This is a genomic window from Rhodococcus sp. HM1 (genome assembly GCF_023218075.1).
Lineage (GTDB): Bacteria > Actinomycetota > Actinomycetes > Mycobacteriales > Mycobacteriaceae > Rhodococcus.
Window position 1 is genome coordinate 18,000 of sequence record NZ_JALPTB010000039.1, and the last position, 26,509, is coordinate 44,508.

Sequence of the window (26,509 nt, forward strand, 5' to 3'; positions counted from 1 at the left end):
CGCCTCCGCCGTATCACTGCCGGAGGCGGTCTCCCTGCTCTTCTCGAGGACGACTGCCTCGTCGCTGCCGTCGTTCTTCTCGGTCCGGTTCTCGTCGCTCACGGTACGAACTCCACCTTCGATGCCAACAGCCGTCCGCCCTCGTCGCAGATCGTGACCCGCAACCGGAAGTCACGCGGCGAGGGTTCGGGCTGGCCGGCGTTGGACACCATCATGCGCGAGGCAACCAGCGACGACGTGCACGCGCCGTCCTCGGTCTGGATGCCCGCCTCGATCACTTCCCCGTTGGTGTCGACCCCGGCCTTCTGCACGACCTCCACGAACGGGCCTTCGCGGCCTTCGAATTCGGCCTTGAAATCACCGGTGGCCCCGTCGAGCAGTCGCTGGACGTCGGCGTCGGCAGTGTCGCTGTGAATCGTGGTCAGGTTCAGCACCGTCTGCCGCGCGGCCTGCAGGTACGCCTGGCGTCGTTCGTCACGCTCGTTGCTCGACTGCCGGTCGATCAGCAGCCAGACCCCGGCCGCGATCAGCGCGACGATCAGGACCGCCGCGCCGATCGAGACGGGCCGGGTCCACGCCCGACCCGCCGACGTGCCCCCGGAGGTCGGGTTCTCCGATGTCGTGTTCTCGTCCGTCATCAGCCCTGCTGTGCCTTCATGTACGCCTCCAAACTCGTGTCTGCCCCCGTGCCCGTGTGGCGGTAGACCGTGCCGTCCGGACCAATGTACGTGCCGGTCGCCGGATCGATCCGGCGCGCGGTCACACCCGCGGGCGCGGCGGCGTCCGAACCTTCGGAGTACGACGCGGGCTGAGGGACGTCGTTCGCGGATGCCACCGGCGTCGGCGGGCCGATCCACGGGTTGTCGGTGTACTCGGGCTGGTAACCGGTCCGGCACATTTCCGGCGTCGGTGCACGACGGCCCGGGAACTCCATGCAGGGAACGTTGCGGGCACCGCGCACAGTGTTCGGATCCGATTGCGGCAGTTTGCAGAACAGGTCACCGGGCGAGTCGATCAGGGACTCGTCGGCGGGACTGCGCCACTGGTCCGGCGGAAGGAAACCGGCCAGGCACGGCGGCGGATCGTGCAACTGGAGATGGAAGTCGACGACCGCACCGTCCTCGGCCGGTCCGCTGCCGGCCGCGGTGATCAGTGCCGTGGTCATCGGCGGGTACAGCACCAGGATCTGTTCGATGCCGGCGTTGTAGACGACGCCGACCTCACCGACACTGACGAGGTTCGCGAGCAGCAGCGGCAGGGTGGGTTTCAGGTCCTGCAGCAGTTGCTCGGCTTCCGCGGCCGCGCCGGGCCCCTTGTCCATCAGCGCCCGCAGATCCGGGTCGCTGACGCGGAGCCGGTCGGTGAAGGTCACCATGTCCCGTGTCCAGGAACGGATCGCGTCGCTGCTGACGACCTGGGTGTCGAGCAGCGGGCCGAGCTCGTCGAGCAGCTGACTCGTGGGAGCGCTGTTGGCGTTGGCCTCCTGCACGAACAGGCGGGTCGAGTCGATCAGTCGCTGCAGATCGGGCCCGGATCCGTTGAACGCATCGAACGCCTCGTCCACGACGGTCTGCAGGCGCGTGTCGCTGATGCTCGCGAGCAGCACATCCGCCTGGTCGAGCAGTGCCCCGACCTCCTGCGGCACGGTCGCCCGATCGACGGGGATCACGTCACCGTCCGCGAGATGCGCTTCGTCCGAAGCATTCTCGTGCGGCACCAGGTCGATGTACTGCTCGCCGACCGCCGACACGCTGCGCACCGCGACGTCGACGTCCGCCGGAATCTTGTAGTCGCTGTCGATCGACATCTCGGCCTCGACCCCGGTAGGTGTCAGCGAAACAGTATCGACCACACCGACATTCGTTCCCCGATAGGTGACGTTCGAATGCCGGTACAGGCCACCGGTCGACGGCAGCTCCGCGGTGACCGTGTAGCGGCCGACCCCGAGAAGCTGCGGCAGCCGGACGTACTGCGCCGACATGACGACCAGTCCGATCACCGTGAGGATCGCGAAGATCACCAACTGGATGCGGACGAACCTCGAGAGCATCATGGCGCGGGCACCCCCAGCTGCGGCAGTTCGGGGATCGTGAACTCGCCGAGCCCCGGGACGGTCACGGTCGCCGGGCCGGGCCCGGTCCGCGGAGCCGGCGGCTGCAGCGGGGCCAGGAACGGGTCGGTGGCCTGTCCCGCGAGTCCGGCGTCCTGCCCCAGGATGCCTTCGGGACCGGCGAGCCGGCCGGCGAGCGGGGTTCCGGTCAGGAAGTTCAGGTCGAGACGATCCAGGGTCAGGTCGATGGTCATGGCGAGGTTCGCGTAGTCGCCTCGGATGATGTTGTTGATACCGGCCTGCGGGAACGGGTAGGTGAGCAGCACACCGAGCACCTGGGTGAGCGAGTTGCCCGAATCCGCGAGTGCCCGCAGGGTCGGGGTCAGTGCCTGCAGGTTCGTGTCCAGATCCTGACCGGCGTTCTCGACGAGCCTGCTTGCGACGGAACTCAACTCACCGAGCGAGGTCAGCGCCGCGGTCAGATTGCCCCGCTGATCGGAGAGCACCTCGAGCGCCGCGGGCAGTTCGTCGAGGGCGCGTTCGAGGGTGTCGGTCTGGTCGTTGACCGTCGACGCCAGCCGGTCCATGCCCTCCATCGCGGAGATGATGTCGGTGCGCTGCCGGTCGAGGGTGCCGACGAGTTCGTCGAGCCGCGGCATCAGGTCGCGCAGCGAATCCTCGCGTCCGACGAGCGCGGCGTTCAGTTCGGTGGTGATGTCGTTGATCTGGGCGAGCCCGCCGCCGTTGAGCACCACCGACAGCGACGACAGCGTCTGCTCGGTCGTCGGGTAGGCACCGGCGCGTTCGAGCGGGATGACGTCGCCGTCCTCGAGCCGGCCCTGCGGCGGTTCGTCGGTCGGCTCGGCCAGTTCCAGGTGCTGCGATCCGAGCAGGCTGGTCTGCCCGATGCGGGCGGTGGCGTTCGCGGGCAGTTCGACGTCCCCGTCGAGGGCCACCGTCACCAGCGCGTGCCAGTCCACGACCTCGATGTTCGCGATGCTCCCGACGGTGACGTCGTCGACACGCACCGGCGAGTTCTGGGACAGCGTCGTGACGTTCGGCATCTCGATCTGCACCTGGTAGGCGCCGTCCCCGTGCCCGGCGGTGCCCGGCATCGGGACCGAGTTGAGCCCGTTCCATTCGCAGGCCGACAGTGTCATCGCGGCGATGGCCAAGGTGGTGACGGCTGTGAGCCGCCCGGTGCGCGTGGTCATCGGCCTCCTCCCGGCTGCAGCAGTGAGCCCAGGTCGCCGGGCACCTCGATGCTCGGCAGTCCGGACAGCAGCCCGTCGACCGGGCCCGGTGCGGGCGCTTCCTCGGGGGCGATTCCACGTCCGGCCGTGGCCTCTTCGAGCCACGGTTCGGTGTAGTAGAGCTGGTCCGGGAACGCCTGCACGCCGGCGATCGGGTTGATCAGGTACGGCAGGTAGTTGCTCGACAGGGAGGCGAGCACGGGTCCGAGTTGCTGCCGGCACAGTTCCTCGCTGCGATCCGAGGTCGCGTTGGCCGCCGCACCCACCGAGCCGCACATCCATTCGATGGGGTTGCGGCCGTTGCTGATCGAGAGGGCCCCGGTGAGCGAACCCTGGGCGGGCTTGTAGATGTTGTAGAAGTTCGACAGCGCCGTGGGACCGGAATGCAGGACCCGTTCGATCTCGGGCCGCTTGCGGGCGAGGACCTCGGTGGCGTCGGCGAGGCGCTCGACGGATTCGGTGAGTCCGTCACGGTTGTCCTGGACGAACCGCTGCACGTCGCCGACCGCGATGTTCAGGTCGGTGAGCGAGGTTCCGAGCTGGTCGGAGCTCGCGGCGAGCACGTCGGACACGGACGCGAGGCGGCCGCCGAACTGCACGATCTGCTCGTCGCTCTTCGACAGCACGGAGACGAATGCCTGCAGGTTGCGGACGGTGGAGAACAGGTCGGTGCGGCCGTCGGAGAGGGTCCGCATCGTCTCGGACAGTTCCCGCAGCGCCTCGCGCACGGTGGCGCCGTTGCCCTCGAGGTTCTCGGCGGCGGTGTCGATGAACCGGCCGAGCGAGCCCTGCGGGTCGAGATCCTCCGGTCCGAGCGCCTCGGTCAGCCGCATCAGTTCGGTCTTGATCTCGTCCCACTCGACGGGAGAGGCCGTGCGCGACAACGGAATCGTGGCACCGTCGGCGATCGTCTCCCCACCGGAGTACACGGGGGTGAGCTGAATGAACCGTGCCGAGACGAGGCTCTGCGCGATGATCACGGCCTGGGCGTCGGCGGGGACGTCGACCGAGTCGTCGACCTGCATCGTGACCCGGGACATGTCGACGCCCGGTTCGATGGAGGTGATGCTCCCGACCGGCACGCCGAGGACCCGCACGTCGTCGCCTTCGTACAGTCCTGTGGTGGACACGAATTCGGCGTGGATCGTGCGCTTGCCCCAGCCCGGCAGCACGAGCGCGGCGACGCCGGCGATCAGGGCCGCGGCGACCGCGGCGGCGACCGCGGGCAGCAGCCACTTCGGCCGGCCCGGCTTCTTCCCGTTGTCGATGGTCGTGTCGCTCATTCGCCATCCTTCTTGATCGACGGCGGGTTGTCCGGAATCACGTCCTCCAGGTCCTCCTGCAGGAGTTCGGGCGCGACGAACCCGTCGACGACCGCCTTCCACCACGGTGCGGGCAGGATGTTCGAGACGTACGCGTTGAAGAACGGTCCGCTGGCGACGGATTCGCCGAGGGAACTGATGTAGGGGCCGAGTCCGTCGAGTGCTTCGGCGATGTTGTCCTTGTTCGCCTGCAGATTCGCGGTGACCGCGTTCAGCGTCTCGAGGGTCGGCGCCATCTGTGCCTGGTTGTCCTGCACGAGACCGGTCAGCTGCCGCGACACCGCCGAGACGTTCGCGATGAGTTCGGTGATGGCGTCGCGACGCAGGCTCAGTTCACCGAACAGATCGTTGGCGTCGAGGATCAATTCGTTGATGCGGTCGCTGCGTTCGGCGAGGATGCCGGTGACGTTCTCGGCGCGGCCGAGAAGTTCCTGCAGCGATTCGTCGCGCGCGTTGATGGATTCGGAAAGCCGCCGCATGCCTTCGAGAGCTCCGCTGATCTCGGGCGGGGTGTCCTGCAGTGCAAGCGACAGGGCGTCGAGCGATTCGTTGATGCCGTCGGTGTCGAGTTCGGACACGCTGGTGGTGAGGTCCCCGAGCGCATCGGGCAGCGAGTACGGCGCGTTGGTGCGCTCGACGGGGATCGTCGTGCCGGGCCGCAGGACGCCGTCACCGGCCGGCCGCACCGCCAGGGACTTGCGGCCGAGGACCGTGTTGGTCTTGATGTCGGCGCCGGTCGCCTCGCCGAGGGCGATGCCGTCGCGGACCGTGAAGGTCACCAGCACCTGCTGTCCGTCGAGCTCGACGCCGGTGACGGTACCGACGTCGACACCGGCGAGGCTGACGTCGTCGCCCGGCACGAGGCCACCCGCGTCGGTGAAGTGCGCCGAGTAGTTCAGGCCTCCCGAGATGAACGGAAGCTGGTCGTACTGCAGGCCCGCGAGCACGATCGCGGCACACACACCGAGGCCGATGACACCGACCTGGACTGGATTGCGTTCACGAGTAGGGCTCATTCGACCTTTGCACACCTTCCGGTCGTCTGCTCCGCCGACGTGTAACGGATCGTCGTCCCGTCCGGTCCGGAGAACTTGAACGTGTTGGCGCACAGGAAGAACTGGAAGAAGTTTCCGTACACACCGACACGGATGAGCTTCTTGTAGTCCGTCGGCAACCGTTCGAGGGTGCGATTGATGTCGTCCTCACCGAGCTCGAGCTGCGTCATCGTGCGGTTGGTCTCGGCGATCACCGACTGCAGGTCGGGCCGCGTTTCCTGCAGCAGCGACGCGAGATCCGCGGTGCCCGCGGACAACTGCGGGAGCGCGGCCCCGATGGGGTCGCGGTCCTCGGCGAGGCCGCCGACGAGAGTGTGCAGCCGGTCGATGGTGTCGCCGAACTGCTCGTCGCGTTCGTCGATCGTGCCCAGCACGGTGTTGAGGTTGTCGATGACGTCGCCGATGAGCTGGTCCCGGTCGGCGAGTGAGTTGGTGAACGAGTTGGTGTTGCCGAGCAGCGACACCAGCGTGCCGCCCTGTCCCTGGAAGATCTGCAGCAACGCGCCGGACAGGTCGTTGACCTGCTTCGGATCCAGTCCCTTCAGCAACGGCTTGAATCCGCCGAGCAGCAGATCCAGATCGAGCGCCGGCGCGGTCCGGTCGAGCGGGATGGTCTCGCCCGGCTGCAGCTTCTCGCCGCTGCTGCCGGGACCTTCCAGCAACTCGAGGTAGCGGTCGCCGACGAGGTTCTCGTAGCGGACGGTCGCGCGGGTGCTCTGCAGCAGCGTGTATTTCGAGTCGACGTCGAAGTCGACCTCGGCGATGTTGCCGTCACCGATGTCGACCCTGCCGACCGATCCCACGGGAACACCCGCGATGCGCACCTTGTCGCCGGGCTTCAGCCCGGACACGTCGGTGAACGTCGCGCGGTATCCCTCGCTGCCGGAGAACCGGGCCTGGCTGAACACCACGGCGAGGCCCGCGAAGATCAGGATCATCGCGACGGCGAAGGCCGTGAACTTGATGGTGGTCGGTCTCATGGTCACTGCCCTGCCGCAAGGTCGTCGCCGTACAGGTACCGGAAGATCGTCGGGGTTCGGACCCACGCCTCGGTGGAGGGCTTGTAGGGCACTTCACCGGTGTTCGCGACCGCGAACTGTGCGTGTCCGTCGCGACGGGGGTCGAAATTCGGCAGCCCGTAGCAGTTGGGCCCACCGCTCGCCCCGACGACGGGGAGGTCCTGCTCCTGGTTGTAGATGGTGGCGCCGCCCATGAAGCTGGTGCTCAGCATCAGCGACGCGTACTTGCCGGTGCCGGCCATCGGCTCGAACGCGATCCGCCCGTCGTTGAGTCCGACGATGAAGCACGTCAGCTCGGGCGAGTACTCCCCGAGGAGGGTGGTCGTGTGGGTCAGGAGGTCCAGCGACGTGGTCAGCTGGGCCTCGTTCTCGCCGAGGACGTCCCGGCCGGTGGTCGCGAGACCGATGACGTTCATCAGCAGCAGATCGAGGTTGTCCTGTTCGTCGACGACGGTGTTGCCGACGTCGGTGGCGTTGCCGACGGTGGCCATCAGGTCGGGTGCGGTGTCGGCGTAGACACCGGTCACGTCCGCGGCGGCCTGGAGGTCGTACTGCAGTTGCGGCAGAGACGGATTCATCGTCACGAGGTAGTCGTCGACCTCCGCGAGCGCGGCACCGAGATCGTCACCGCGACCGCGCAGGCCTTCCGAGATCGCACCGAGCGTGGCGTTGAGCTTCTCCGGCTGCACCTGCGCGAGCACGTCGTTGAGGTGCTCGAAGACGGTGTTGAACTCGACGGTGACGTTCTCGGCGGCGATGACCGCGCCTTCCTGCAGCGGCACCGGCGACGGATCGTCCGGGACGACCAGATCGACGAACTTCGCGCCGAACACGGTGGTCGACTCGATGGTCACCTGTGCGTTCGACGGAATCAGGTGCAACTGACCGGGATCCATCGCCAGCTGCAGCACCGCACCGTCCGGGGTGTGCTCGATCGACGAGACCCGGCCGACCTCGACGCCGCGCAACTTGACCTTGGCGTCGGGTTCCATCACCAGGCCGGAACGGGCGGAGGTCACGGTCACCGGGACGGTGGCGGTGAAGCCGCCGACGAACTGCGTCAGCGCCGCGACGACGAGCACGGCGAGCCCGCCGACCATCCCCAGGGCGGCGAGTTTCTTCTTCCACGATGGGCTGTCCATGAATGCCGCCTATCCCGACAGGTTGAAGTTGCCGGACATCCCGTAGACCGCGAGCGAGATGAGGAGGGTGACGGTGACGACGGCGATGAGGGACGCGCGCACTGCGTTGCCGACGGCGACACCGACCCCGACCGGCCCGCCGCTTGCGTTGAAGCCGTAGTAGGTGTGGATGAGCATCACCGCGATGGCCATGACGATGGCTTGCACGAACGACCACAGGATGTCGGTGGGGATGAGGAAGGTCTGGAAGTAGTGGTCGTACACGCCGGCGGACTGGCCGTAGAGCACGACCGTCGCGAAACGGCTGGCGATGAACGAGGCGATCACCGCGAGCGAGTACAGCGGGACGATCGCGATCATCCCGGCCATCACCCGCGTGCTCACCAGGTACGGGACGGACGGGATCGCCATCACCTCGAGCGCGTCGATCTCCTCGGAAACCCGCATCGCGCCGAGCTGGGCGGTGGACCCGGCCCCGATGGTCGCCGCGAGGCCGATGCCCGCGATGGTCGGGGCGGCGATGCGCACGTTGATGAACGCCGCGAAGAAGCCGGTGAGCGCCTCGACACCGATGTTGCCGAGGGAGCTGAAGCCCTGCACGGCGATGATGCCGCCGGTGAACAGGGTCAGGAAGCCGACGATCACGACCGTGCCGCCGATGACGGCGAGCGCGCCGGTGCCCATGCTGATCTCGGCGACGAGCCGGACCGTCTCCTTCGGATAGTGCATCAGCGCGCGCGGCGCGGAGCCGAGTGCGCGGCCGAAGAACAGTGCCTGTTCGCCGATGCCGTCGATCGAGTTCGACGCGGCGCGGACACGTCGGCGCACGCGGGGGAAGCGCCCGGTAATCACTGCCATCTACACCACCACCGAGCCGCTCATCCGGCCGTCAGCTTGATGCCGACGGCCGTGACGAGGAGATTGACGACGAACAGTGCCATGAAGGCGAACACGACCGTCTGGTTGACGGCGTCGCCGACGCTCTTGGCACCGCCCTTGACGTTGAGTCCGAGATAGGACGCGACGAGTCCGGCGATCATGCCGAACAGACCCGCCTTGACCTGGGAGATAATCAGCTCGCCGAAGCCGGTGAGCAGCGTGATGCCGTTGACGAAGGCGCCGGGGTTCACGTCCTGCAGGAACACCGAGAACGCGAAACCGCCGAGGATGCCGATCGAGCACACGAGGCCGTTGAGCAGCAACGCGACCACGGTGGAGGCGAGCACGCGCGGCACGACGAGGCGATGGATCGGATTGATGCCGAGCACCCGCATCGCGTCGATCTCCTCGCGGATCGTCCGGGCGGCGAGGTCCGCGCAGATCGCGGTCGCGCCGGCGCCGGCGACGATGAGGACGGTGACCATCGGCCCGACCTGGGTGACGGCGCCGAGCGCGGCACCCGCACCGCTGAGGTCGGCGGCACCGATCTCCCGCAGCAGGATGTTGAGGGTGAAGCTGACCAGGACCGTGAACGGCACTGCCACAAGGACGGTCGGCAGAAGCGACACCCGTGCGACGAACCATGCCTGGTCGATGAATTCGCGCCGTTGGAACGGCCGGGAGAATGCAGCGCGGGCGGTTTCCCCGGTCATGGCGAAGAGACCGCCGACGGCGCGCAACGGGACCTCGAGGAGGTCTACCAACGTCTCCCCTCCGTTCGTTGGTTGGATCGGCCACGGACCGACGCGGGCCGCACTGTGACCCGCGTCATACTAACTAGAACGTGTTCACACTGTCAAAGGTGCGCACCGGAGACCCGGAGGACGCCGTACACCGTTGCTGAATCTCGGGAAGCCGGGAGTGGAACCCCGGTCGGATAAGTGGCTTTACGTGGAGCTTCGCAACTCCGGTCGGCAGCGGCGCGGAACCGGGAACCGATGCGATCACACTCCGGGACGCCCGCGGTGGAGGATCCGAAACTGGAACAAGTTTCAAAGGAAAACCGAGGTGCTGGAGCCGAGTTCACGGCACGGAAAACGTCGAATCTCGACCCTATCCCGGCCGACGGCGGACTGCGGAATATTAACCGAGAACGACGGTGCCTGTCACCTGGAGTAGCAGCAACGGCCGGGTGTGCCTTTCCGGCGCCCCCAGGCGCCGAAAAGGCACACCAGCCTCACAGCTTCAGAAGTTCGGCAGCCGAGAACATGCGGGCTGGGTCGCGGTCCTCGAAGTAGCTCCCGAGTTCCTGGGCGAGCGCTTCCGGGGTCCATCGGACGTCGGCGTCGAAACGCTGCTCGACGACGGGGGCCGCCATCAACGCGACCATCGGCCCGTAGACGACGAAGACCTGGCCGTTGACCCGGTCCGCGGCCGGCGAGGCCAGGTAAGACACGAGCGTTCCGACGTGCTCGGGCGACAGCGGATCGACCTCGGCGTTCGGCGCCGCGCCGAAGACCGACTCGGTCATGGCGGTCCGGCCGCGCGGGCAGATCGCGTTGGCACGCACGCCGTACCGGGACAGCCCCCGGGCCGCGGACAGGGTGAGCGAGATGATGCCGGCCTTGGCGGCACCGTAGTTGGCCTGCCCCTCGGGACCGAGCAGGCCCGCCTCGGATGCGGTGTTGACGATGCGGGCGTAGACGGGCGCGCCGGCTTCCTTCGACTTGGCACGCCAGTAGGCGGCCGCGTTCCGGCACAGCAGGAAGTGTCCGCGCAGGTGCACCGCGATCACGGCGTCCCATTCCTCGTCGGACATGTTGGGCAGCATGCGGTCCCGCACGATGCCCGCGTTGTTGACGACGATGTCGAGGCTGCCGAACCGATCCTGCGCGGTGGAGACGAGTGCGTCGGCGGTGGCGCGTTCGGCGACGCTGCCCGGCACGAACGCGACGTCGCCGCCGATCGCGCGGATCTGCTCGAGCGTGTCCTGGACCTCGTCGGTCTCGGCGAGGTCGTTGACGATCACCGTCGCGCCGGCCTGCGCCAGTGCCACCGCCTCGGCACGACCCAGTCCCGCACCGGCGCCGGTCACCACGGCGACCTTGCCGGTCAGGTCTGCCCCACGGGGGTCGGTGACATTCTCGGGACCGGCGCTGCCGTCAACACTCATGAACCGCACTCCTCGCGACCGCGGCGGACCCTGACGGCCCACCTCTTCGTTACCGGCCCTCCGGCCGCCATGTCAGGCGCACTCGGGGCCCGACGCTCCGGCGAATGAAACCGGGGACCGTCGGAATGTAGAACGCGTTCTCATTCCTGGCAAGAGCAGAGCGTCAGATCTCCGTGAGCGCCGCGCGCGGGCACTGGGCGATCGCCTCGCGCGCGTCCGCCTCGCGACCCTCCGGCACCGGGTGCACGACGGTCAGTTCGTCGTCGTCGTTCAGATCGAACAGATCCGGCGCGATTCCCACACACACGCCGTTCGCCTCGCAGCGGTCGAAGTCGACCTTGATATCCATCCCGAACCCTCGCTTCCCATTCGCACCGAGCCTCTCGGACACCGTCGGCGGCACCCCGAACGGAGCCTGTCCGGTAAGGCTAGAACGCGTTCCAGTTCTGTGCAATGATTCGGAAACATTGTCGGACCCGTCCCCGTGGCGACGATTGGAGCGGTTCGTTGGACATCACCTATACCCCGCAGCAGCAGAAGCTGCGCGAGGAGTTGCGCGCGTACTTCGCCGAGCTGATGACGCCGGAGCGTCGTGAGGCGCTCTCGGCGACGACCGGCGAGTACGGCGCCGGAAACGTGTACCGCGAAGTGGTGCAGCAGATGGGCAAGGACGGCTGGCTCACCCTCGGCTGGCCCGAGGAGTACGGCGGCCAGAACCGTTCCGCCATGGACCAGTTGATCTTCACCGACGAGGCCGCGGTCGCGGGTGCTCCGGTCCCGTTCCTCACCATAAACTCGGTGGCGCCGACGATCATGCACTACGGCACCCCCGAGCAGAAGGCGTTCTTCCTGCCGAAGATCTCCGCGGGTGAACTGCACTTCTCCATCGGCTATTCCGAGCCCGGCGCCGGCACCGACCTCGCGTCGCTGCGCACCACCGCCGTGCGCGACGGCGACGAATGGGTCATCAACGGGCAGAAGATGTGGACCAGCCTCATCGCCTACGCCGACTACGTGTGGCTCGCGTGCCGCACCGATCCGAATGCCAAGAAGCACAAGGGCATCAGCGTCCTCATCGTGCCCACCACGGCGGAGGGATTCTCCTACACCCCGGTGCACACCATGGCCGGACCGGACACCAGCGCCACCTACTACCAGGACGTGCGGGTCCCGGCGTCGGCCCTCGTCGGCGAGGAGAACGGCGGCTGGGCGCTGGTCACCAACCAGCTCAACCACGAACGCGTGGCGCTCACCTCGGCCGGCCCGATCCTCACCGCGCTGCAGGAGGTCCGGGCGTGGGCGCAGAACACCACGCTGCCCGACGGCCGGCGCGTCATCGACCAGGAATGGGTGCAGATCAACCTCGCCCGGGTGCACGCGAAGGCCGAATACCTCAAGCTCATGAACTGGGAGATCGCGTCCAGCACCGCACCCCTGGGTCCGGCACCCGCATCCGCGAACAAGGTCTTCGGCACGGAGTTCGCGACCGAGGCCTACCGGCTGCTCATGGAGATCCTGGGTCCCGCGGCGACCCTGCGGCAGAACACCCCCGGTGTGCTCCTGCGCGGACGCATCGAACGCATGCACCGCAGCTCGCTCATCCTGACGTTCGGCGGCGGCACCAACGAGGTGCAGCGCGACATCATCGCCATGACCGCCCTCGGCCAGCCACCCGCCAAGCGCTGACCGCCGAGCCGCCACACCACGAGAGGACCACGCAGTGGACTTCACGCTCACCGAGGCCCAGCAGGATCTCGCCGGGCTCACCCGCAACATCGTCACCGAGGTCGTCACCAACGAGCATCTCCGCGAGCTCGACGCCGCCGAGGACCGGATCGACCACGCCCTGTGGGACGCGCTCGCGTCGTCCGGGATTCTCGGTGCCGCGGTCCCCGAGTCGATCGGCGGCGACGGATTCGGCCCGCTCGAGCAGATCAGCATCTGCGCCGAACTCGGCCGCGGCGTCGCGGCCGTGCCGTATCCGACCTCCGTCGTCGCGTCCGCGACCGCCATCGCCGAATTCGGCACCGACGCGCAGCGCGCCGCGTGGGGTGAACCGGCGGCGACCGGTGAGAAGGTCCTCGCGGCCGCGCTCACCGAGGAACTGAACGACGATCCGACCACGCCCACCACCCGGGCCGTCGCCGACGCCGACGGCTGGATCCTGAACGGCACCAAGATCGTCGTCGATGCGGCGCCGATCGCCGATCTGTTCCTGGTCCCCGCCGCCTCGGAGTCCGGCGTCGTGGTGCTGCTCGTCGACGCCGACGCGCCCGGGGTCACCGTGACCCGCCAGTCCACCACCGATTTCGGCAGCGCCGGCATCGTCGAGTTCGCCGGGACGCGCGTCGGCGCCGACCGGGTGCTCGGCACGGACGGCACCGCGGTCGCGGCGTGGCTGCGCGACCGCACGCTGCTCGGATCCGCCGCCTACCAGTTCGGCGTCCTCGAACGCGCGCTCGAGCTCACCGCCGAATATGCCCGCGAGCGGATCCAGTTCGACCGTCCGATCGGCAGCTTCCAGGCCGTCGCCCAGCGTCTCGCGGACGGGTACATCGACGTCAAGGCCGTGCGCCTGACCCTGTGGCAGGCCGCATTCCGGATCGCCGCAGGGCTTCCGGACACCGGAGAGCTGCGCACCGCGGCGTTCTGGGCCGCCGACGCCGGGCATCGCGTCGCCCACACGACGGTGCACGTGCACGGCGGCGTCGGACTCGACGAGGATCATCCGGTCCACCGCTACTTCCTCGCGGCTAAGCACCACGAGTTCCTGCTCGGTTCGGCGACGACCCAACTGCGTTCGCTCGGCGCCGAACTCGCCTCGACGCCGGCCTGACCGGTCCCGCTCGCCGAGATGTCGCCTGTACGCCGGCGCCGGCCTGCCCCGAGGATGCACCCATGACGGAAACACCCACGGTGACCGCCCTGCTCACCGCGATGTCCGAGATCGACGACCGGGGGCTGCGTTTCGAGGACGCGTCCCTGTCGTGGCGCGAGCACGTGCAGCGCAGCCACGACAGGGCCGCGCTGCTGCGCGCCCTGCTCGATCCGGACCGGCCGCGGCACTTCGGGATCCTCATGGACAACGTCCCGGAGTTCTCGCTGCTGCTCGGCGCTGCCGCGTTCTCCGGGTCCGTCGTGGTCGGCCTGAACACGACCCGTCGCGGCGATGCCCTCGCCCGCGACATCGCGCTGGCCGACTGCCAGGTGGTGTTCACCGAACGCGCACACGCCGGCCTGCTCGACGGCCTCGATCTCGGCGACGTCCGGGTGATCGACGTCGATTCACCGGACTGGGCCGAACTCCTGGAACCACACCGAGATTGGGTCCACGAGGTCGCCGAGGTCACACCCGACGACCTGTTCATGCTGATCTTCACGTCCGGCACGAGCGGCGACCCGAAGGCCGTGCGGTGCACGCACGCGAAGGTCGCGGCACCGGGCCGGATGCTCGCGCAGCGGTTCGGACTCGGCGCCGAGGACGTGGTGTACCTGTCGATGCCGTTGTTCCACTCGAACGCCATCATGGCGGGCTGGGCCGTCGCGCTGGCCGGCGGGTGCGCGGTGGCCCTGCGCCGGCGTTTCTCCGCGTCCGGGTTCCTGCCCGACCTGCGGAAGTTCGGTGTCACCTACGCCAACTACGTGGGCAAGCCGCTCTCCTACATCGTGGCAACGCCCGAGACGCCACACGATTCCGACAACCCACTGCGCATCATGTACGGCAACGAGGGCACCGCGCCCGCGATCGCCGAGTTCCGACGCCGGTTCGACGCGGTCGTCGTCGACGGCTTCGGTTCCACCGAGGGCGGGGTGTCGATTCCCGCGACGCCGGGTGCTCCGGCCGGGTCGCTCGGCCGACTGCCCGAGGACATCCACATCCTGCATCCGGAGACCGGGAAGCCTTGCCCTCCGGCCGAGTTCGACTCCCGCGGCCGGATCGTCAACGCCGACGAGGCCACCGGCGAACTGGTCAACGTCCGCGGTGCCGGTCAGTTCGCCGGGTACTACAAGAATCCCGAGGCCGACGCCGAACGGGTCAGGGACGGTCGCTACTACAGCGGCGACCTCGGGTTCCGCGACGCCGACGGGTTCGTGTACTTCGCGGGCCGCAGTTCGGGCTGGCTGCGGGTGGACGGCGAGAACATCGGCGCGGCCCCCATCGAACGGGTGTTGCTGCGCTACAAAGGGTTCGCTCAGGTCGCCGTCTACGCGGTGCCCGACCGGTATGTGGGCGACCGGGTGATGACCGCGGTGATCCCGTCCGCGGACAACGCGTTCGACCCGGTCGCGTTCGCACGGTTCCTCGATTCCCAGCCCGATCTGGGCCCCAAGCAGGTGCCGACGCTGATCCGCGTCTGCACCGACTTCCCGCGCACCGCGACGTTCAAGGTGCTCACCCGATCGCTGAGCGCCGAGCGCTGGCACTGTGCCGATCCGGTGTGGGTACGCGAGCGCGGTGAGAACGAATTCAGGCTCCTGACAGAGGAACTGGCGGAATCACTCGAATCGGACACCGCCACCACCGGTTAGGTACACGGACTTCCGCGACCCCTTGCCCGCCTTACATACCCTCGGGTATGTTCAGGCGATATGCACGCGCTGCGTGTTCCGTGGGGGAAGCGGAGGAGCGAATGGGATCGACACCGCGCGATGCCGCCCATGCCCTGGGTAGCTTCTACTCGCTGTCGCTCGACGCACTGACCGGAGTGTTCCGGGGCCCGTTCCAGTGGCGGGAATTCACGAACCAGTTCTGGTTCGTCGCGCGCGTCTCGCTCGTCCCGACGATCCTCATGTCGATCCCGTTCACCGTGCTCGTGGTCTTCACCCTCAACTCCCTGCTGGTGGAGATCGGCGCGAGCGACATGTCCGGCGCCGGAGCGGGACTCGGCGCGGTCACCCAGATCGGCCCGCTCGTCACGGTGCTGGTGGTCGCGGGCGCGGGCGCCACCGCGATCGCCGCCGACCTCGGTTCGCGCACGATCCGCGAGGAGATCGCCGCACTCGAAGTGCTCGGCATCGACCCGGTGTCCCGTCTCGTCGTGCCGCGTGCTCTCGCGTCGACCGCGGTCGCCGCGACCCTCAACGGCGCGGTCTGCGCGATCGGCCTGATCGGTGGGTTCTTCTTCTCGGTTCTGCTCCAGAACGTCGACCCGGGTGCGTACGCCGCCGGGGTCACGCTCCTCGTCGGCCCCGGCGAGCTGCTGCTCTCCGAGATCAAGGCCGCCGTGTTCGGCCTGCTCGCCGGGTTGATCGCGTGCCACCGGGGCCTGTCGGTCTCCGGCGGCCCCAAGAGCGTCGGCGAGGCCGTCAACGAAACCGTCGTGTTCGCGTTCGTCGCCCTGTTCCTCGCGAACATGCTGCTCACCTCGATCGGAATCGCGGTGACCGACCGATGAGCCTGATCAGCCTCCGCCACGGACGGGCCGCCCACACGGCGAGCCGGGCCGGGCGCGGTCTCGTCCGCGCGATCGACACGATCGGCGAGCAGATCGTGTTCTGCGTCGGCGCATTGCTGTCCACGGCGAAGGCCGCCCGCCACTACCGCACCGAGACGTTCCGGGTCGTCACCGAGATCGGTCTGGGCACAGGACTTCTCGCGATGATCGGCGGCAGCGTCGCGATCATGGGTTTCCTCACGCTGTTCGCCGGTGCCACCGTCGCCGTGCAGGGCTTCACCTCGCTCGGGAACATCGGCGTCGAGGCGCTCACCGGGTTCCTGTCGGCGTACGTCAACGTGCGGGTCGTCGCGCCCGTCGTCGCCGGTGTCGGTCTCGCGGCGACCATCGGCGCCGGCACCACCGCCCAGCTCGGCGCCATGCGCATCAGCGAGGAGATCGACGCGCTCGAGGTGATGGCGATCCGGTCGGTCCCCTATCTCGTCGGCACCCGGATCCTGGCCGGACTCATCGCCATCCTCCCGCTGTACTCCCTGTCGGTGCTCGCGGCGTTCCTGTCCAGCCGCATCGCGACCGTCACGATTCTCGGCCAGTCCCCCGGCGTCTACGACCACTATTTCGCGACGTTCCTGCGTCCGGCGGACGTGCTGTGGTCCTTCGGTCAGGCGATTGTGATGGCGGTGATCGTCATGCTCGTGCACAGCTACTACGGCTACACCGCGCAGGGCGGTCCGTCCGGTGTCGGCGTCGCGACCGGCCGCGCGGTGCGGCTCTCCCTGATCGCGATGGTGACGGTGACCCTGTTGATCTCGCTGGCCCTCTACGGCAGCAGCCGCCAGCTGCATCTGGCGGGGTGAGCGCGATGCGCACCCACCTGCCCCGCATCGCCGTCGCCGCGATCCTCCTGGTCGCGGTGGGCATCCTCGCGCTCGTCCACCAGTCGTACCGGGGCGGCTTCGCTTCCGGTGTCACCGTGACCGTGGAGACCGGCCGGGCCGGGCTCGTCCTGGACCCCGGCGCGCTGGTCAAGCGGCACGGCGTCCAGGTGGGCACGGTGGCCGCGGTCCACCCGTCGCCGACGGGCGCGGTCGTCGAACTGAGCCTGTTCCCCGGCGACGCCACCCGTATCCCGGCCGACGTCGGCGCCGACATACGCGCGACCACCGTGTTCGGCGCGAAGTTCGTCTCCCTCACCGACCCCGTCCACCCGACCGGCGAACACCTGCGCGAGGGGTCGGTCCTGCGCGCCGCGAACGTCACGGTCGAGACGAACTCGGTGTTCGAATCCCTGACGTCGGTGCTGCACGCCGTCGACCCGGCCGAACTGAACCAGACGCTCGGTGCCGCCGCGACCGCCCTGCGCGGCCGCGGAGACGATCTCGGCACCGCACTCGACGACACCGGCACGATTCTCGCCCAGGTGAATCCGCGCACGGATGTCCTCGGAGAGGATCTCGCGGCGACACGGTCCGTCGCCGGCACCTACACCGAGGCCGCACCGGCCCTGCTCGACTCGCTCGGCAATCTCACCGTCACCGCCCGCTCCGTCGTCGACCGGGCCGAGGATCTCGACGCGATGCTGCTGTCGGTGATCGGCCTGACCGACACCGGGGTCGGCGTGCTCGAACCGAACGGACCGGCGATCGTCGGCGTGCTCGATCTGCTGCGGCCCACCGCATCCGTGCTCGAGGAGTATTCGCCCGTGCTGACCTGCTTCTTCCAAGGCGCCGACCAGGCCCGGTTGCTCGCCGAACCGGCCTCCGGCGGCAACGGCAGTTCGATGATGCTCAACTCGTCGCTGCTGCTCGGCTCCGACCCGTACGAGTACCCGCGCAACCTGCCGGTGGTCGCGGCGACCGGCGGACCGCGGTGCGGCGCCCTGCCCGTCGTCACCGCCGCCGAGTCGCCGGCCCCGTACGTGGTGGCGAACACCGGCGCGAACCCGTTCGAGGCGGGCAACACGAGCCCGGTGTTCGTGCCCGGCTCGATCCTCGAACTCCTGCAGGGGCCCGCCCGGTGACCCGCACCGCGATCGCCGCGGCGGCCTACGCGCTGGTGATGCTCACGATCCTCGGCGCGCTGTTCGTCGTGTTCGGGCAGATGCGATTCCAGGACTACACGCGCTACCACGCGGTGTTCGAGGACGTATCCGGACTACGCACAGGACAATTCGTGCGCGTGGCCGGCGTGGAGGTCGGCCGCATCACGTCCGTCGAGTTCACCGACGGCAACCGGATCGCGGTGACACTGGACGTCGAGGACGTCTACACCCCGACCCGCGCGACCCGCGCGACCGTCCGGTACCTCAACCTCGTGGGCGACCGGTACCTGGAACTGGCCGACGGTCCCGGCGATACGACACCGCTCGGCGCCGGTGGCGTGATCGACATCGACCACACCTCCCCAGCCCTCGATCTGGACGTGCTGATCGGCAGTTTCAAGCCGCTGTTCCGCGCACTCGATCCGCAACAGGTCAACCAGCTGTCCGCCGATCTCATCTCGGTTCTGCAGGGTCAGGGCGGCACGGTCGAGTCGATCCTGCAGCACACCGCGTCGCTCACCTCCACCATCGCCGACCGCGACCGTCTCGTCGGCGACGTCGTCACGAATCTGAATTCGGTACTCGCGACCATGGCCGAGCACCGCGACGAGTTCGACGTCTCCCTCGACCGCGCACAGCAACTCGCGGATCGGCTCGCGCAGGACGGCGCGCTCGTCGCCGAATCCGTCGCGTACATCGACGCGTCGGCCTCCTCGCTCGCGCAACTGCTCACCGTGTCGCGCGACCCCCTGGCCGGCGACATCGTCGAAGCCGGACATCTTGCCGCGCAGCTCAACTCGCGCAGCGACACCATCGAGAGCCTCGCGACGCGCCTGCCCGACGCCTACGCCGCACTCACCCGGCTCGGCGCGTACGGCGGGTTCTTCAACTACTACCTGTGCGGCCTGCAGATCAAGCTCAGCGACCCCAGCGGCAACACCGTCACCTCACCGCTGTTCGGGCAGACGACGGGCAGGTGCGCACCGGCATGACCCGTCGATTCCGTGAGATGAACCAGGTCCGCATCGGGGTGATCGGAACGGTCGCGCTCGTCGTGCTCGTGCTCGCCGCCCTGAACTTCGGGTCGTTGCCGGGCGTCGACACCGGCCGCACCTACCACGCCCGGTTCGTCGACGCAGGCGGGCTGAACACCGGTGACGCCGTGCAGGTTTCGGGAAAGGATGCCGGGCGGGTCTCCGCTGTCGAGATCGACGGCGACGCCGTGCGGGTGAGCTTCACCGTCGACGACCGGGTCGTGCTGGGCACCGACACCACCGTGGAGATCGCGACCGCCACCGCGCTCGGCGCCCGGATGCTACGGGTCCGGCCCGCCGGCCCCGGCGAGGAGGCCGAGGGCACGACCTTCGACCTCGACCGCACCACCGCGCCCTACGAGCTCACCGAGGCGCTCGGCGACCTCGCGACCACCGCCGCGGACATCGACACCGAGCAGGTCGCCGAATCGATGCGGGTGCTCTCGGACACGCTGCGCCGGACCCCGGACGACATCGGAGCGGCCCTGGACGGGGTGCAGCGGTTGTCCACCACGGTCGCCTCCCGCGACGAGTCGCTGCGTGCGCTCCTCGGCAACGCCGAACGGATCACCGCGGTGCTGGCCGAACGCAGCCGGCAGGTCGACGGGCTGATCGTCGACGCCGAGCTGATCCTGCGTGAGCTCGACACCCGGCAACGCTCGCTGGACACCCTGTTCGGCAACGTGAACGCGCTGTCGATCGAGCTGACGAACCTCGTGGCCGACAACGAAACCCAGCTCGCCCCGACCCTCGAGCAGGTCGACGCCGTGCTCGACGTGCTGACCCGCAACCGCGAGAACATCGCGCTCGCCATCGCGCGGCTCGGCCCGTACGCCACCGAACTCGGTGAGGCCGTCGCCTCGGGCCCGTTCTTCAACTCCTACATCCAGAACCTGCTGCCGCCCGAGCTGATCGAACCGGCCCTGACCGACGCGCTCGAACGCGCCGGCGCCGGCGGAGGTACCCCGTGACCCGCATCCGGCCGCTGCTGCCCTGGCTGATCCCGTTCCTGGTGCTCGGCGTGATCGCCGTCGTGTCCTTCGGGATCGTGCCGTGGCGCTCCACGCACGAGTTCACCGCCGAATTCGCCTCCGCCCGTGGCCTGTACCCCGGCGACGACGTGCGCGTGATGGGCGTCGACGTCGGCCGCGTCACGCGCCTCGAGCCGGACGGCGACCGGGTACGCGTCACGTTCGAGATCGACGCGGACCGGCCGGTGCCCGCCGACGTGAGGGCCGCGGTGGTCGCGCCCACCCTCGTGTCGGCCCGGTTCGTGCAGCTCGCACCCGCCTACACCGGAGGACCACAACTCGATCCGGGTTCGACCATCCCGATCGAGCGCACCGCCGTGCCCGTCGAATGGGACGAGGTGACCCGGCAGCTCGCCGAACTGACCACCGAACTCGGTCCCGCCCCGGACGACCCGCAGGGACCGCTCGGCGAGGTCCTCGACGTCGCCGCGAGCAACGTCGAGGGGCAGGGCCTGGACCTGCGCGCGACCGCCGAGGAGTTGTCGGCGGCGTTGCGCACCGTCTCCGACGGTCGCGGCGACCTGTTCGCGGTCGTCCGCAACCTGCAGGTGTTCGTCGACGCACTGTCGGACAGTCGCGGGCAGATCGTCGCGTTCAACAACCGGATGGCCTCGGTGACGCAGATCCTCGACGCGAACCGCGACGACATGGGCAGCGCGCTGGGCACGCTCGGCACCGCTCTCGGTGAGGTCGAACGGTTCGTGCGCGACAACCGCGAGCGCATCGGCGGCACCGTCGACCGGACCGCCGAACTCGCCGAGACGCTCGCGGCCCAGCGGGACGGAATCGCGCAGGTCCTGCACGTCGCTCCGACCGCGCTGTCCAATCTGCAGGGCATCTACCAGCCCGCCCACAACACGGTCGTCTCGGCGCTGGCGCTGACCAACTTCGCCAACCCGGTGCAGTTCATCTGCTCGGCGCTCGCGGCCGCGGAGGACGTCGACGCGCACACCGGGTCGGAACTGTGTGTGCAGCAACTCGGTCCGATCCTGCACCTGCTCGCCGTCGACTATCCGCCGATCATGATCAATCCGACCCGGGGTGTCGGCGCGCTGCCCGACCAGCTCGTGTACACCGAACCGGGACTGGTCCCGGTGTCCTCCGGCTCCGATCTCGAGGACCTGCTTCTTCCGGGAGGGCGATGAGAACCGCACGCGCGGCCCTGCTGCTGGTCCCGCTCGTCCTGGTGACGAGCGCGTGCGAGTGGCGCGGGGTCAACTCGCTGACGTTGCCGGGTACCCGCGGCCACGGCGACGGCGCCTACAGTGTCGATATCGAGATGCCGAACGTCACTACCCTCGAACGTAATTCGAGAGTCCGGGTCGCGGATGTCACGGTCGGCCGGGTGGACGACATCCGGCTCGACGGCGGTCACGCCGTGGTGACGGTGGTGCTCGACGGCGGCACCGCACTGCCCGCGAACGCGACCGCGAAGATCGGGCAGACGAGCCTGCTCGGGTCGGCGCATCTCGAGCTCGCCCCGCCACTCACCGAATCGCCCACCGGCACACTGGAGGACGGTGACGTCATCCCCCTCGAGCGCGCCGGGCTGTTCCCCACCACCGAGCAGACCCTGTCGGCGTTGTCACTGGTGCTCAGCGGCGGTGGCCTGGCCCAGGCCCAGGAGATCTCCCGCGAGCTGAATCTCGCCCTGACCGGGCGCGAGGAGTCGGTGCGCGCCCTGCTCGGGCAGCTCGACGTCGCGCTCACCGGTCTCGACGATCAGAAGGCGCAGATCGTGGGGGCGATGGAATCCCTCGACGCGCTCGCGGTCGAGGTGTCCGCGCAGAACCAGGCGCTCGCCGACGCCACCGATGCGCTCGCCCCGGCACTGGACGAATTGTCTTCTCGCCGCGACGATCTGACGCGGGCCTTGACGTCGCTCGGCGATCTGGGGCGGATCGCCGGCGACCTCGTCGACGCGTCCGGGGACGATGTCGTGGCGAATCTGCGTGATCTCGAGCCGGTGATGGCCTCGCTCACCGCGGCCGGGGATTCGCTCACCGAATCGCTCCGCTACCTGCTCACCTTCCCGTTCCCGATCGACACCTACCGCAATGCCGTGCGCGGCGACTACGCGAACGGCACGGTGATCCTGGACCTGACGTTGCCGACGCTCGAGAATGCGCTGTTGCTCGGCACCCCGTTCGAGAACGCGCTCACCGGTCCGCCCGCCGCGATCCCGCCCGTCCCGACCGATGTGTCCGCCCCGGACCCGATGGGCCTGCTCGCCCAACTTCTGGGGGTTCCCCGATGATGCCGTCCGTCCGCAACCGGCTGATCGTGTTCCTCACGGTCGGTATCGCCGCGATCGTCGCCGTCGGCGTGTGGTTCGTGCAGGTGCCCGCGCAGCTCGGGATCGGCCGCTACGTGGTGCGCCTGGACCTCGCCGACGCGGGCGGTCTGTATCCGACCGCGAACGTCACCTATCGGGGCGTGACGATCGGCCGGGTCACCGAGGTCCGGATGACCGATGACGGCGCCGAAGCCACCCTGTCGCTCGACTCGTCGGTGCCCGTCCCGGCGTCGACCGCCGCCGAGATCCGCAGCATGTCGGCGATCGGTGAGCGCTATGTCGATCTCGTACCGGACGACGCGAACACTCCGTATCTGGCGGACGGCGACGTCCTGCCCCGCGACCGCGTGGCCCTGCCCGAACCGGTCGACCGGGCCATCGATCGGCTCGACGACACCCTGCAGGCGGTCGGGGCGGACCGGTTGGCCGTCCTGCTCGACGAGGCGCACACCGCGATCGGCGCGTCCGGCGACGACCTGCGGACACTGGTGGATTCGGCGACCGCGGTCGCCGGGGAGGGCGCCGACAACGCCGACGAGACCGGCGCGCTCATCGACGGCGCCGGTCCGCTGCTGCAGACCCAGATCGACTCGTCGTCCGCGATCGGGCAGTGGGCGTCGGCATTGGCCGGCACCACCGGCACGTTGCGCGATGCGGATCCGGACATGCGGGCGCTCGTCGACCGGGCCGCTCCCGCCGCCGACGAGGTCAGCGCGGGGTTCCAGCGCATCGAACCGACGCTGCCGCTGCTGCTCGCCAACCTCGTGTCGGTGGAACAGGTTGCCGCCGTCTACAACCCGGGCGTCGAACAGATCCTTGTGCTGTTCCCGTCCATCATGGCGTCCACCCAGTCCGCGGCCCTGCCGAACGTCGACAATCCGTCGCAGAACACGTTCTTCGTCAACTCGTACAACGACCCGCCGCCGTGCATCGAGGGGTTCCTGCCGCCCGAACAGCGCCGCTCCCCCACCGAACTCGATGTGCCGCAGACGCCGCCCGACCTGTATTGCAAGCTGCCGTCGGACGATCCGGTCGCGGTGCGCGGCGCCCGGAACCTGCCGTGCCTCGAATTCCCGGGCCTGCGCGGCGCGACGGTGCAGACCTGCCGGGAGCAGGCCGCGGAGCAGGGTGTCGCCGGGGCGGTCGCGGGAACCTACGATCCGATCACCGGGGTGTACACGGGCTCGGACGGAAAACGGTACGTGCAGGGAGATCTCGCGGGCGGCGCGCCGCGGACGCTGGAGGATCTGCTGCTGCCGACCGGGTAGCCGCCGGTGCGGCGCGGAAAGCGCCGCACCGGGCGGAGATCAGGCGGTCGCGGCCTCGTTGAACTTTTCGAGCGTGCCGGTCGCCTCGAGGTACTCCTGCACCCAGCGTTCGATGACCGCGGAGGACTTCTCGACCTTGGTGAGCTGGCCGACGACCTGGCCGACGGGGTTGAACGCGACGTCGACGGTCTCGTCCGGGTACTTGTGGGTGGCGGCCACCGCCATACCGGACACCATGTACTGCAACGGCATTCCGAGCGGCTTCGGGTTGCCTTCCTTCTCCCATGCCTCGGTCCAGTCGTTCCGCAGCATGCGGCACGGTTTGCCGGTGAACGAGCGGCTGCGCACGGTGTCGCGGCTGGTGGCCTTCGCGTAGGCGGCCTGCTGGACGGGGGTGTTCTCCGCTTCCTCGACCATCAGCCACTGCGAACCGGACCACGCGCCCTGCGCGCCCAGCGCGAGCGCGGCGGCGATCTGCTGGCCGCTGCCGATGCCGCCGGCGGCCAGCACCGGGATCGGCGCGACCTCCTTGACGACCTGCGGCCACAGCACGATCGACCCGACCTCACCGCAGTGGCCGCCACCCTCGCCGCCCTGCGCGATGATGATGTCCACGCCGGCGTCGGCGTGCTTGCGGGCCTGCGCCGGCGAGCCGCACAGCGCGGCGACCTTGCGGCCGGAGTCGTGGATGTGGGCGATCATGTCCGCCGGCGGGGTGCCCAGCGCGTTGGCGATGAGAGTGACCTTCGGATGCTGCAGCGCGACCTCGACCTGAGGGGTCGCGGTGGCCTCGGTCCAGCCGAGGAGCTGCAACGCGTTATCGTCACCGTCCTCGGACAGCGGCACGCCGTGGTCCAGGAGGATCTTGCGTCCGAAATCGAGAGTCTCCTGCGGCACCATCGACTGCAGCATCTTCGTGAGTTCTTCGGCGGACAGGTTCGAGTCCATGCCCTCGTACTTGTTCGGGATCACGATGTCGACGCCGTACGGGTGGTCGCCGATGTGCTCGTCGATCCAGTTCAGCTCCACTTCGAGCTGCTCGGGCGTGAACCCGACGGCGCCGAGGACGCCGAAGCCACCGGCCTTGGAGACGGCCACGACGACGTCGCGGCAGTGGGTGAACGCGAAGATGGGGAACTCGATTCCGAGTTCGTCGCAGAGCGGGGTGTGCATTCGGCACTCCTTCGAGGACGCGAGTCGCATATTGGAACGTGTTCTACTCTAGTTGCGACGCGTCGAAATAGGGAGGCCCTTCGTCCACTCGCTCCCCGGGTGACGGCTTTCTGCCACCCGGGGAGGCGAGGCGGTCAGATGGTGCCGGCGGCCTTCAACTCCGCCTGCTGCTGCTCGGTGAGACCGAGCAGGTCGCCCCACACCGCGGCGTTGTCGTAGCCGGCGATCGGTGCACCGGCACGACGCACGCCGCCGGGGGTTCCGGCGAGCACCGGGACGACGCCGGGACCGAGAACCTCGGAGCCGGTGCGCTCGTCGTGGTGTTCGACGAGCATGCCGCGCGCGCGGAACTGTTCGTCGGCGACGACCTCCGCGACGGTGTTGACCGGTCCGGCCACCACCCCGCTTGCCGCGAGGTGTTCGAGCAGGTCGTCGAGCTTCCACTGCGCCGCCCACGCGCCGATCAGGTCGTCGAGTTCGTCCTGGTGCACGCCGCGCGCGAGGTGATCGGCGAAGCGCACGTCGTCGGCCAGTTCCGGGCGGTCCATCGCGGCGCACAGCCGCCGGAACACGGTGTCCTGGTTGGCGGCGATGACGATCCACATGTCGTCGCCGGTGCGGTACAGGTTGGACGGGGCGATGCCCTCGAGGCGGGTTCCCGACGGTCCACGCACCACACCGGCGGTGTCGTAGTCGGGAATTACCGATTCCTGGATGGCCAGGCAGGATTCGGTGAGCGCGACGTCGACGACCTGCCCGCGGCCGGTGCGTGCGCGGGAGACGAGCGCCGCGAGGATGCCCTGGACGGCGAACATGCCGGCCAGGGAATCCCCGAGGGACAGCGCCAGCCGCGGCGGGGCCTGGCCCGGGTAGCCGTTGAGGTGCCGCAGCCCGGATTCCGCCTCGGCGACCGAGGCGTATCCCGCCTGTCCCGCCTTGGGGCCGGTCTGCCCGTAACCGGAGACGCGGGCCAGCACGATGCCGGGATTGATCCCGGACAGCACGTCGTAGCCGAGGCCCCACTTCTCGAGGGTGCCGGGACGGAAGTTCTCGACGATGACGTCCGACTCGGCGACCAGTCGCCGGAACAGGTCCTGTCCCTCGGGCGACCGCAGATCGAGGGTCACGCACCGCTTGTTGCGGGCGTGGACGGTCCAGAAGAACCGGTGCCCGTCCTTCTCGCCCTGCCCCCACGTGCGCAGCGGGTCGGGACGCTTCGGGTCCTCGATCTTGATGACGTCGGCGCCCATGTCGCCGAGCAGCCGCCCGGCGAACGGCCCGGCGATCAGGGTGCCCAGTTCGAGCACCCTGATCCCGTCGAGCGCGCCCGCTTGCGTCGCCGAGTTCTGCTGCGCCGAGTCGTGCTGTGTCACTGCC

24 protein-coding genes are annotated in these 26,509 nt (G+C 68.9%); 11 read left to right on the forward strand and 13 right to left on the reverse strand.

What is annotated here, in order from left to right; all coding sequences use genetic code 11:
- Positions 1 to 98 precede the first annotated feature (98 nt).
- The 11 genes from M1M07_RS19730 to M1M07_RS19780 form a co-directional block, all read right to left on the reverse strand.
- Positions 99 to 638 carry a hypothetical protein gene (locus tag M1M07_RS19730; RefSeq protein ID WP_197251284.1) on the reverse strand — a complete coding sequence of 180 codons (540 nt, stop codon included), beginning with the start codon at positions 636 to 638 and terminating at the stop codon, positions 99 to 101.
- A complete protein-coding gene (locus M1M07_RS19735; protein ID WP_197251283.1) occupies positions 638 to 2,053 on the reverse strand; it encodes an MCE family protein in 1,416 nt (471 codons plus the stop codon). Before M1M07_RS19735 ends, M1M07_RS19730 begins: the two co-directional genes overlap by 1 nt.
- A complete protein-coding gene (locus M1M07_RS19740; RefSeq protein WP_197251282.1) occupies positions 2,050 to 3,264 on the reverse strand; it encodes an MCE family protein in 1,215 nt (404 codons plus the stop codon). The genes M1M07_RS19735 and M1M07_RS19740 overlap by 4 nt, the downstream gene beginning before the upstream one ends.
- On the reverse strand, positions 3,261 to 4,586 hold the full coding sequence (locus M1M07_RS19745) for an MCE family protein (protein ID WP_197251281.1): 1,326 nt from the start codon (positions 4,584 to 4,586) through the stop codon (positions 3,261 to 3,263). Before M1M07_RS19745 ends, M1M07_RS19740 begins: the two co-directional genes overlap by 4 nt.
- Entirely contained in the window at positions 4,583 to 5,641 is a 1,059-nt protein-coding gene (locus M1M07_RS19750) for an MCE family protein (RefSeq protein ID WP_197251280.1), read from the reverse strand. The genes M1M07_RS19745 and M1M07_RS19750 overlap by 4 nt, the downstream gene beginning before the upstream one ends.
- The gene (locus tag M1M07_RS19755; protein WP_248675273.1) at positions 5,638 to 6,660 is read right to left on the reverse strand and encodes an MCE family protein; all 1,023 of its coding nucleotides are present in this window, start codon (positions 6,658 to 6,660) and stop codon (positions 5,638 to 5,640) included. The genes M1M07_RS19750 and M1M07_RS19755 overlap by 4 nt, the downstream gene beginning before the upstream one ends.
- A 2-nt stretch (positions 6,661 to 6,662) precedes the next feature.
- Complete coding sequence (locus tag M1M07_RS19760; protein ID WP_197251279.1) at positions 6,663 to 7,841, reverse strand: MCE family protein; 1,179 nt, start codon at positions 7,839 to 7,841, stop codon at positions 6,663 to 6,665.
- 9 nt (positions 7,842 to 7,850) lie between these two features.
- Positions 7,851 to 8,699: an ABC transporter permease gene (locus M1M07_RS19765; protein ID WP_197251278.1), complete on the reverse strand. Its 849-nt coding sequence runs from the start codon at positions 8,697 to 8,699 to the stop codon at positions 7,851 to 7,853.
- A 20-nt stretch (positions 8,700 to 8,719) separates the two neighbouring features.
- The gene (locus M1M07_RS19770; protein WP_248675274.1) at positions 8,720 to 9,484 is read right to left on the reverse strand and encodes an ABC transporter permease; all 765 of its coding nucleotides are present in this window, start codon (positions 9,482 to 9,484) and stop codon (positions 8,720 to 8,722) included.
- 473 nt (positions 9,485 to 9,957) lie between these two features.
- Entirely contained in the window at positions 9,958 to 10,893 is a 936-nt protein-coding gene (locus M1M07_RS19775) for a 3-oxoacyl-ACP reductase (protein WP_248675275.1), read from the reverse strand.
- 163 nt (positions 10,894 to 11,056) lie between these two features.
- Complete coding sequence (locus M1M07_RS19780) at positions 11,057 to 11,242, reverse strand: ferredoxin (RefSeq protein ID WP_197251276.1); 186 nt, start codon at positions 11,240 to 11,242, stop codon at positions 11,057 to 11,059.
- A 158-nt stretch (positions 11,243 to 11,400) separates the two neighbouring features.
- On the opposite strand from M1M07_RS19780, the gene M1M07_RS19785 reads away from it, so the two are divergent.
- The 11 genes from M1M07_RS19785 (at position 11,401) to M1M07_RS19835 (ending at position 23,959) form a co-directional block, all read left to right on the forward strand.
- Entirely contained in the window at positions 11,401 to 12,579 is a 1,179-nt protein-coding gene (locus tag M1M07_RS19785) for an acyl-CoA dehydrogenase family protein (RefSeq protein ID WP_197251275.1), read from the forward strand.
- Positions 12,580 to 12,613: 34 nt separating this feature from the next.
- Positions 12,614 to 13,729, forward strand: a complete 1,116-nt coding sequence (locus M1M07_RS19790) for an acyl-CoA dehydrogenase family protein (protein WP_248675276.1) — start codon at positions 12,614 to 12,616, stop codon at positions 13,727 to 13,729.
- A 62-nt stretch (positions 13,730 to 13,791) separates the two neighbouring features.
- Positions 13,792 to 15,423: a long-chain-fatty-acid--CoA ligase gene (locus M1M07_RS19795; protein ID WP_248675277.1), complete on the forward strand. Its 1,632-nt coding sequence runs from the start codon at positions 13,792 to 13,794 to the stop codon at positions 15,421 to 15,423.
- A gap of 101 nt (positions 15,424 to 15,524) precedes the next feature.
- Entirely contained in the window at positions 15,525 to 16,289 is a 765-nt protein-coding gene (locus tag M1M07_RS19800) for an ABC transporter permease (RefSeq protein WP_197251272.1), read from the forward strand.
- The gene (locus M1M07_RS19805; protein ID WP_248675278.1) at positions 16,286 to 17,146 is read left to right on the forward strand and encodes an ABC transporter permease; all 861 of its coding nucleotides are present in this window, start codon (positions 16,286 to 16,288) and stop codon (positions 17,144 to 17,146) included. Before M1M07_RS19800 ends, M1M07_RS19805 begins: the two co-directional genes overlap by 4 nt.
- 5 nt (positions 17,147 to 17,151) lie before the next feature.
- A complete protein-coding gene (locus tag M1M07_RS19810; protein ID WP_248675279.1) occupies positions 17,152 to 18,309 on the forward strand; it encodes an MCE family protein in 1,158 nt (385 codons plus the stop codon).
- Positions 18,306 to 19,322 (forward strand): MlaD family protein, encoded by a 1,017-nt coding sequence (locus M1M07_RS19815; RefSeq protein ID WP_248675280.1) that lies wholly within the window; start codon positions 18,306 to 18,308, stop codon positions 19,320 to 19,322. Before M1M07_RS19810 ends, M1M07_RS19815 begins: the two co-directional genes overlap by 4 nt.
- On the forward strand, positions 19,319 to 20,335 hold the full coding sequence (locus M1M07_RS19820; protein WP_248675281.1) for an MCE family protein: 1,017 nt from the start codon (positions 19,319 to 19,321) through the stop codon (positions 20,333 to 20,335). Before M1M07_RS19815 ends, M1M07_RS19820 begins: the two co-directional genes overlap by 4 nt.
- On the forward strand, positions 20,332 to 21,540 hold the full coding sequence (locus M1M07_RS19825; protein ID WP_248675282.1) for an MCE family protein: 1,209 nt from the start codon (positions 20,332 to 20,334) through the stop codon (positions 21,538 to 21,540). Before M1M07_RS19820 ends, M1M07_RS19825 begins: the two co-directional genes overlap by 4 nt.
- A complete protein-coding gene (locus M1M07_RS19830) occupies positions 21,537 to 22,652 on the forward strand; it encodes an MCE family protein (RefSeq protein WP_248675283.1) in 1,116 nt (371 codons plus the stop codon). The genes M1M07_RS19825 and M1M07_RS19830 overlap by 4 nt, the downstream gene beginning before the upstream one ends.
- On the forward strand, positions 22,649 to 23,959 hold the full coding sequence (locus M1M07_RS19835; protein ID WP_248675284.1) for an MCE family protein: 1,311 nt from the start codon (positions 22,649 to 22,651) through the stop codon (positions 23,957 to 23,959). Before M1M07_RS19830 ends, M1M07_RS19835 begins: the two co-directional genes overlap by 4 nt.
- A 39-nt stretch (positions 23,960 to 23,998) precedes the next feature.
- Here the strand turns inward: M1M07_RS19835 and M1M07_RS19840 are convergent, their stop codons facing one another.
- Both M1M07_RS19840 and M1M07_RS19845 read right to left on the reverse strand, forming a co-directional pair.
- Complete coding sequence (locus M1M07_RS19840; protein ID WP_197251266.1) at positions 23,999 to 25,132, reverse strand: nitronate monooxygenase; 1,134 nt, start codon at positions 25,130 to 25,132, stop codon at positions 23,999 to 24,001.
- A 134-nt stretch (positions 25,133 to 25,266) separates the two neighbouring features.
- Complete coding sequence (locus M1M07_RS19845; protein ID WP_197251265.1) at positions 25,267 to 26,505, reverse strand: CoA transferase; 1,239 nt, start codon at positions 26,503 to 26,505, stop codon at positions 25,267 to 25,269.
- Positions 26,506 to 26,509: the final 4 nt, after the last annotated feature.

Coding starts and splice junctions, on each gene's coding strand:
- M1M07_RS19730 (WP_197251284.1), bottom strand. CDS start 638: ATGACGGACGAGAACACGACATCGGAGAACCCGACCTCCGGGGGCACG.
- M1M07_RS19735 (WP_197251283.1), bottom strand. CDS start 2,053: ATGATGCTCTCGAGGTTCGTCCGCATCCAGTTGGTGATCTTCGCGATC.
- M1M07_RS19740 (WP_197251282.1), bottom strand. CDS start 3,264: ATGACCACGCGCACCGGGCGGCTCACAGCCGTCACCACCTTGGCCATC.
- M1M07_RS19745 (WP_197251281.1), bottom strand. CDS start 4,586: ATGAGCGACACGACCATCGACAACGGGAAGAAGCCGGGCCGGCCGAAG.
- M1M07_RS19750 (WP_197251280.1), bottom strand. CDS start 5,641: ATGAGCCCTACTCGTGAACGCAATCCAGTCCAGGTCGGTGTCATCGGC.
- M1M07_RS19755 (WP_248675273.1), bottom strand. CDS start 6,660: ATGAGACCGACCACCATCAAGTTCACGGCCTTCGCCGTCGCGATGATC.
- M1M07_RS19760 (WP_197251279.1), bottom strand. CDS start 7,841: ATGGACAGCCCATCGTGGAAGAAGAAACTCGCCGCCCTGGGGATGGTC.
- M1M07_RS19765 (WP_197251278.1), bottom strand. CDS start 8,699: ATGGCAGTGATTACCGGGCGCTTCCCCCGCGTGCGCCGACGTGTCCGC.
- M1M07_RS19775 (WP_248675275.1), bottom strand. CDS start 10,893: ATGAGTGTTGACGGCAGCGCCGGTCCCGAGAATGTCACCGACCCCCGT.
- M1M07_RS19780 (WP_197251276.1), bottom strand. CDS start 11,242: ATGGATATCAAGGTCGACTTCGACCGCTGCGAGGCGAACGGCGTGTGT.
- M1M07_RS19795 (WP_248675277.1), top strand. CDS start 13,792: ATGACGGAAACACCCACGGTGACCGCCCTGCTCACCGCGATGTCCGAG.
- M1M07_RS19800 (WP_197251272.1), top strand. CDS start 15,525: ATGGGATCGACACCGCGCGATGCCGCCCATGCCCTGGGTAGCTTCTAC.
- M1M07_RS19805 (WP_248675278.1), top strand. CDS start 16,286: ATGAGCCTGATCAGCCTCCGCCACGGACGGGCCGCCCACACGGCGAGC.
- M1M07_RS19810 (WP_248675279.1), top strand. CDS start 17,152: ATGCGCACCCACCTGCCCCGCATCGCCGTCGCCGCGATCCTCCTGGTC.
- M1M07_RS19820 (WP_248675281.1), top strand. CDS start 19,319: ATGACCCGTCGATTCCGTGAGATGAACCAGGTCCGCATCGGGGTGATC.
- M1M07_RS19830 (WP_248675283.1), top strand. CDS start 21,537: ATGAGAACCGCACGCGCGGCCCTGCTGCTGGTCCCGCTCGTCCTGGTG.
- M1M07_RS19835 (WP_248675284.1), top strand. CDS start 22,649: ATGATGCCGTCCGTCCGCAACCGGCTGATCGTGTTCCTCACGGTCGGT.
- M1M07_RS19840 (WP_197251266.1), bottom strand. CDS start 25,132: ATGCACACCCCGCTCTGCGACGAACTCGGAATCGAGTTCCCCATCTTC.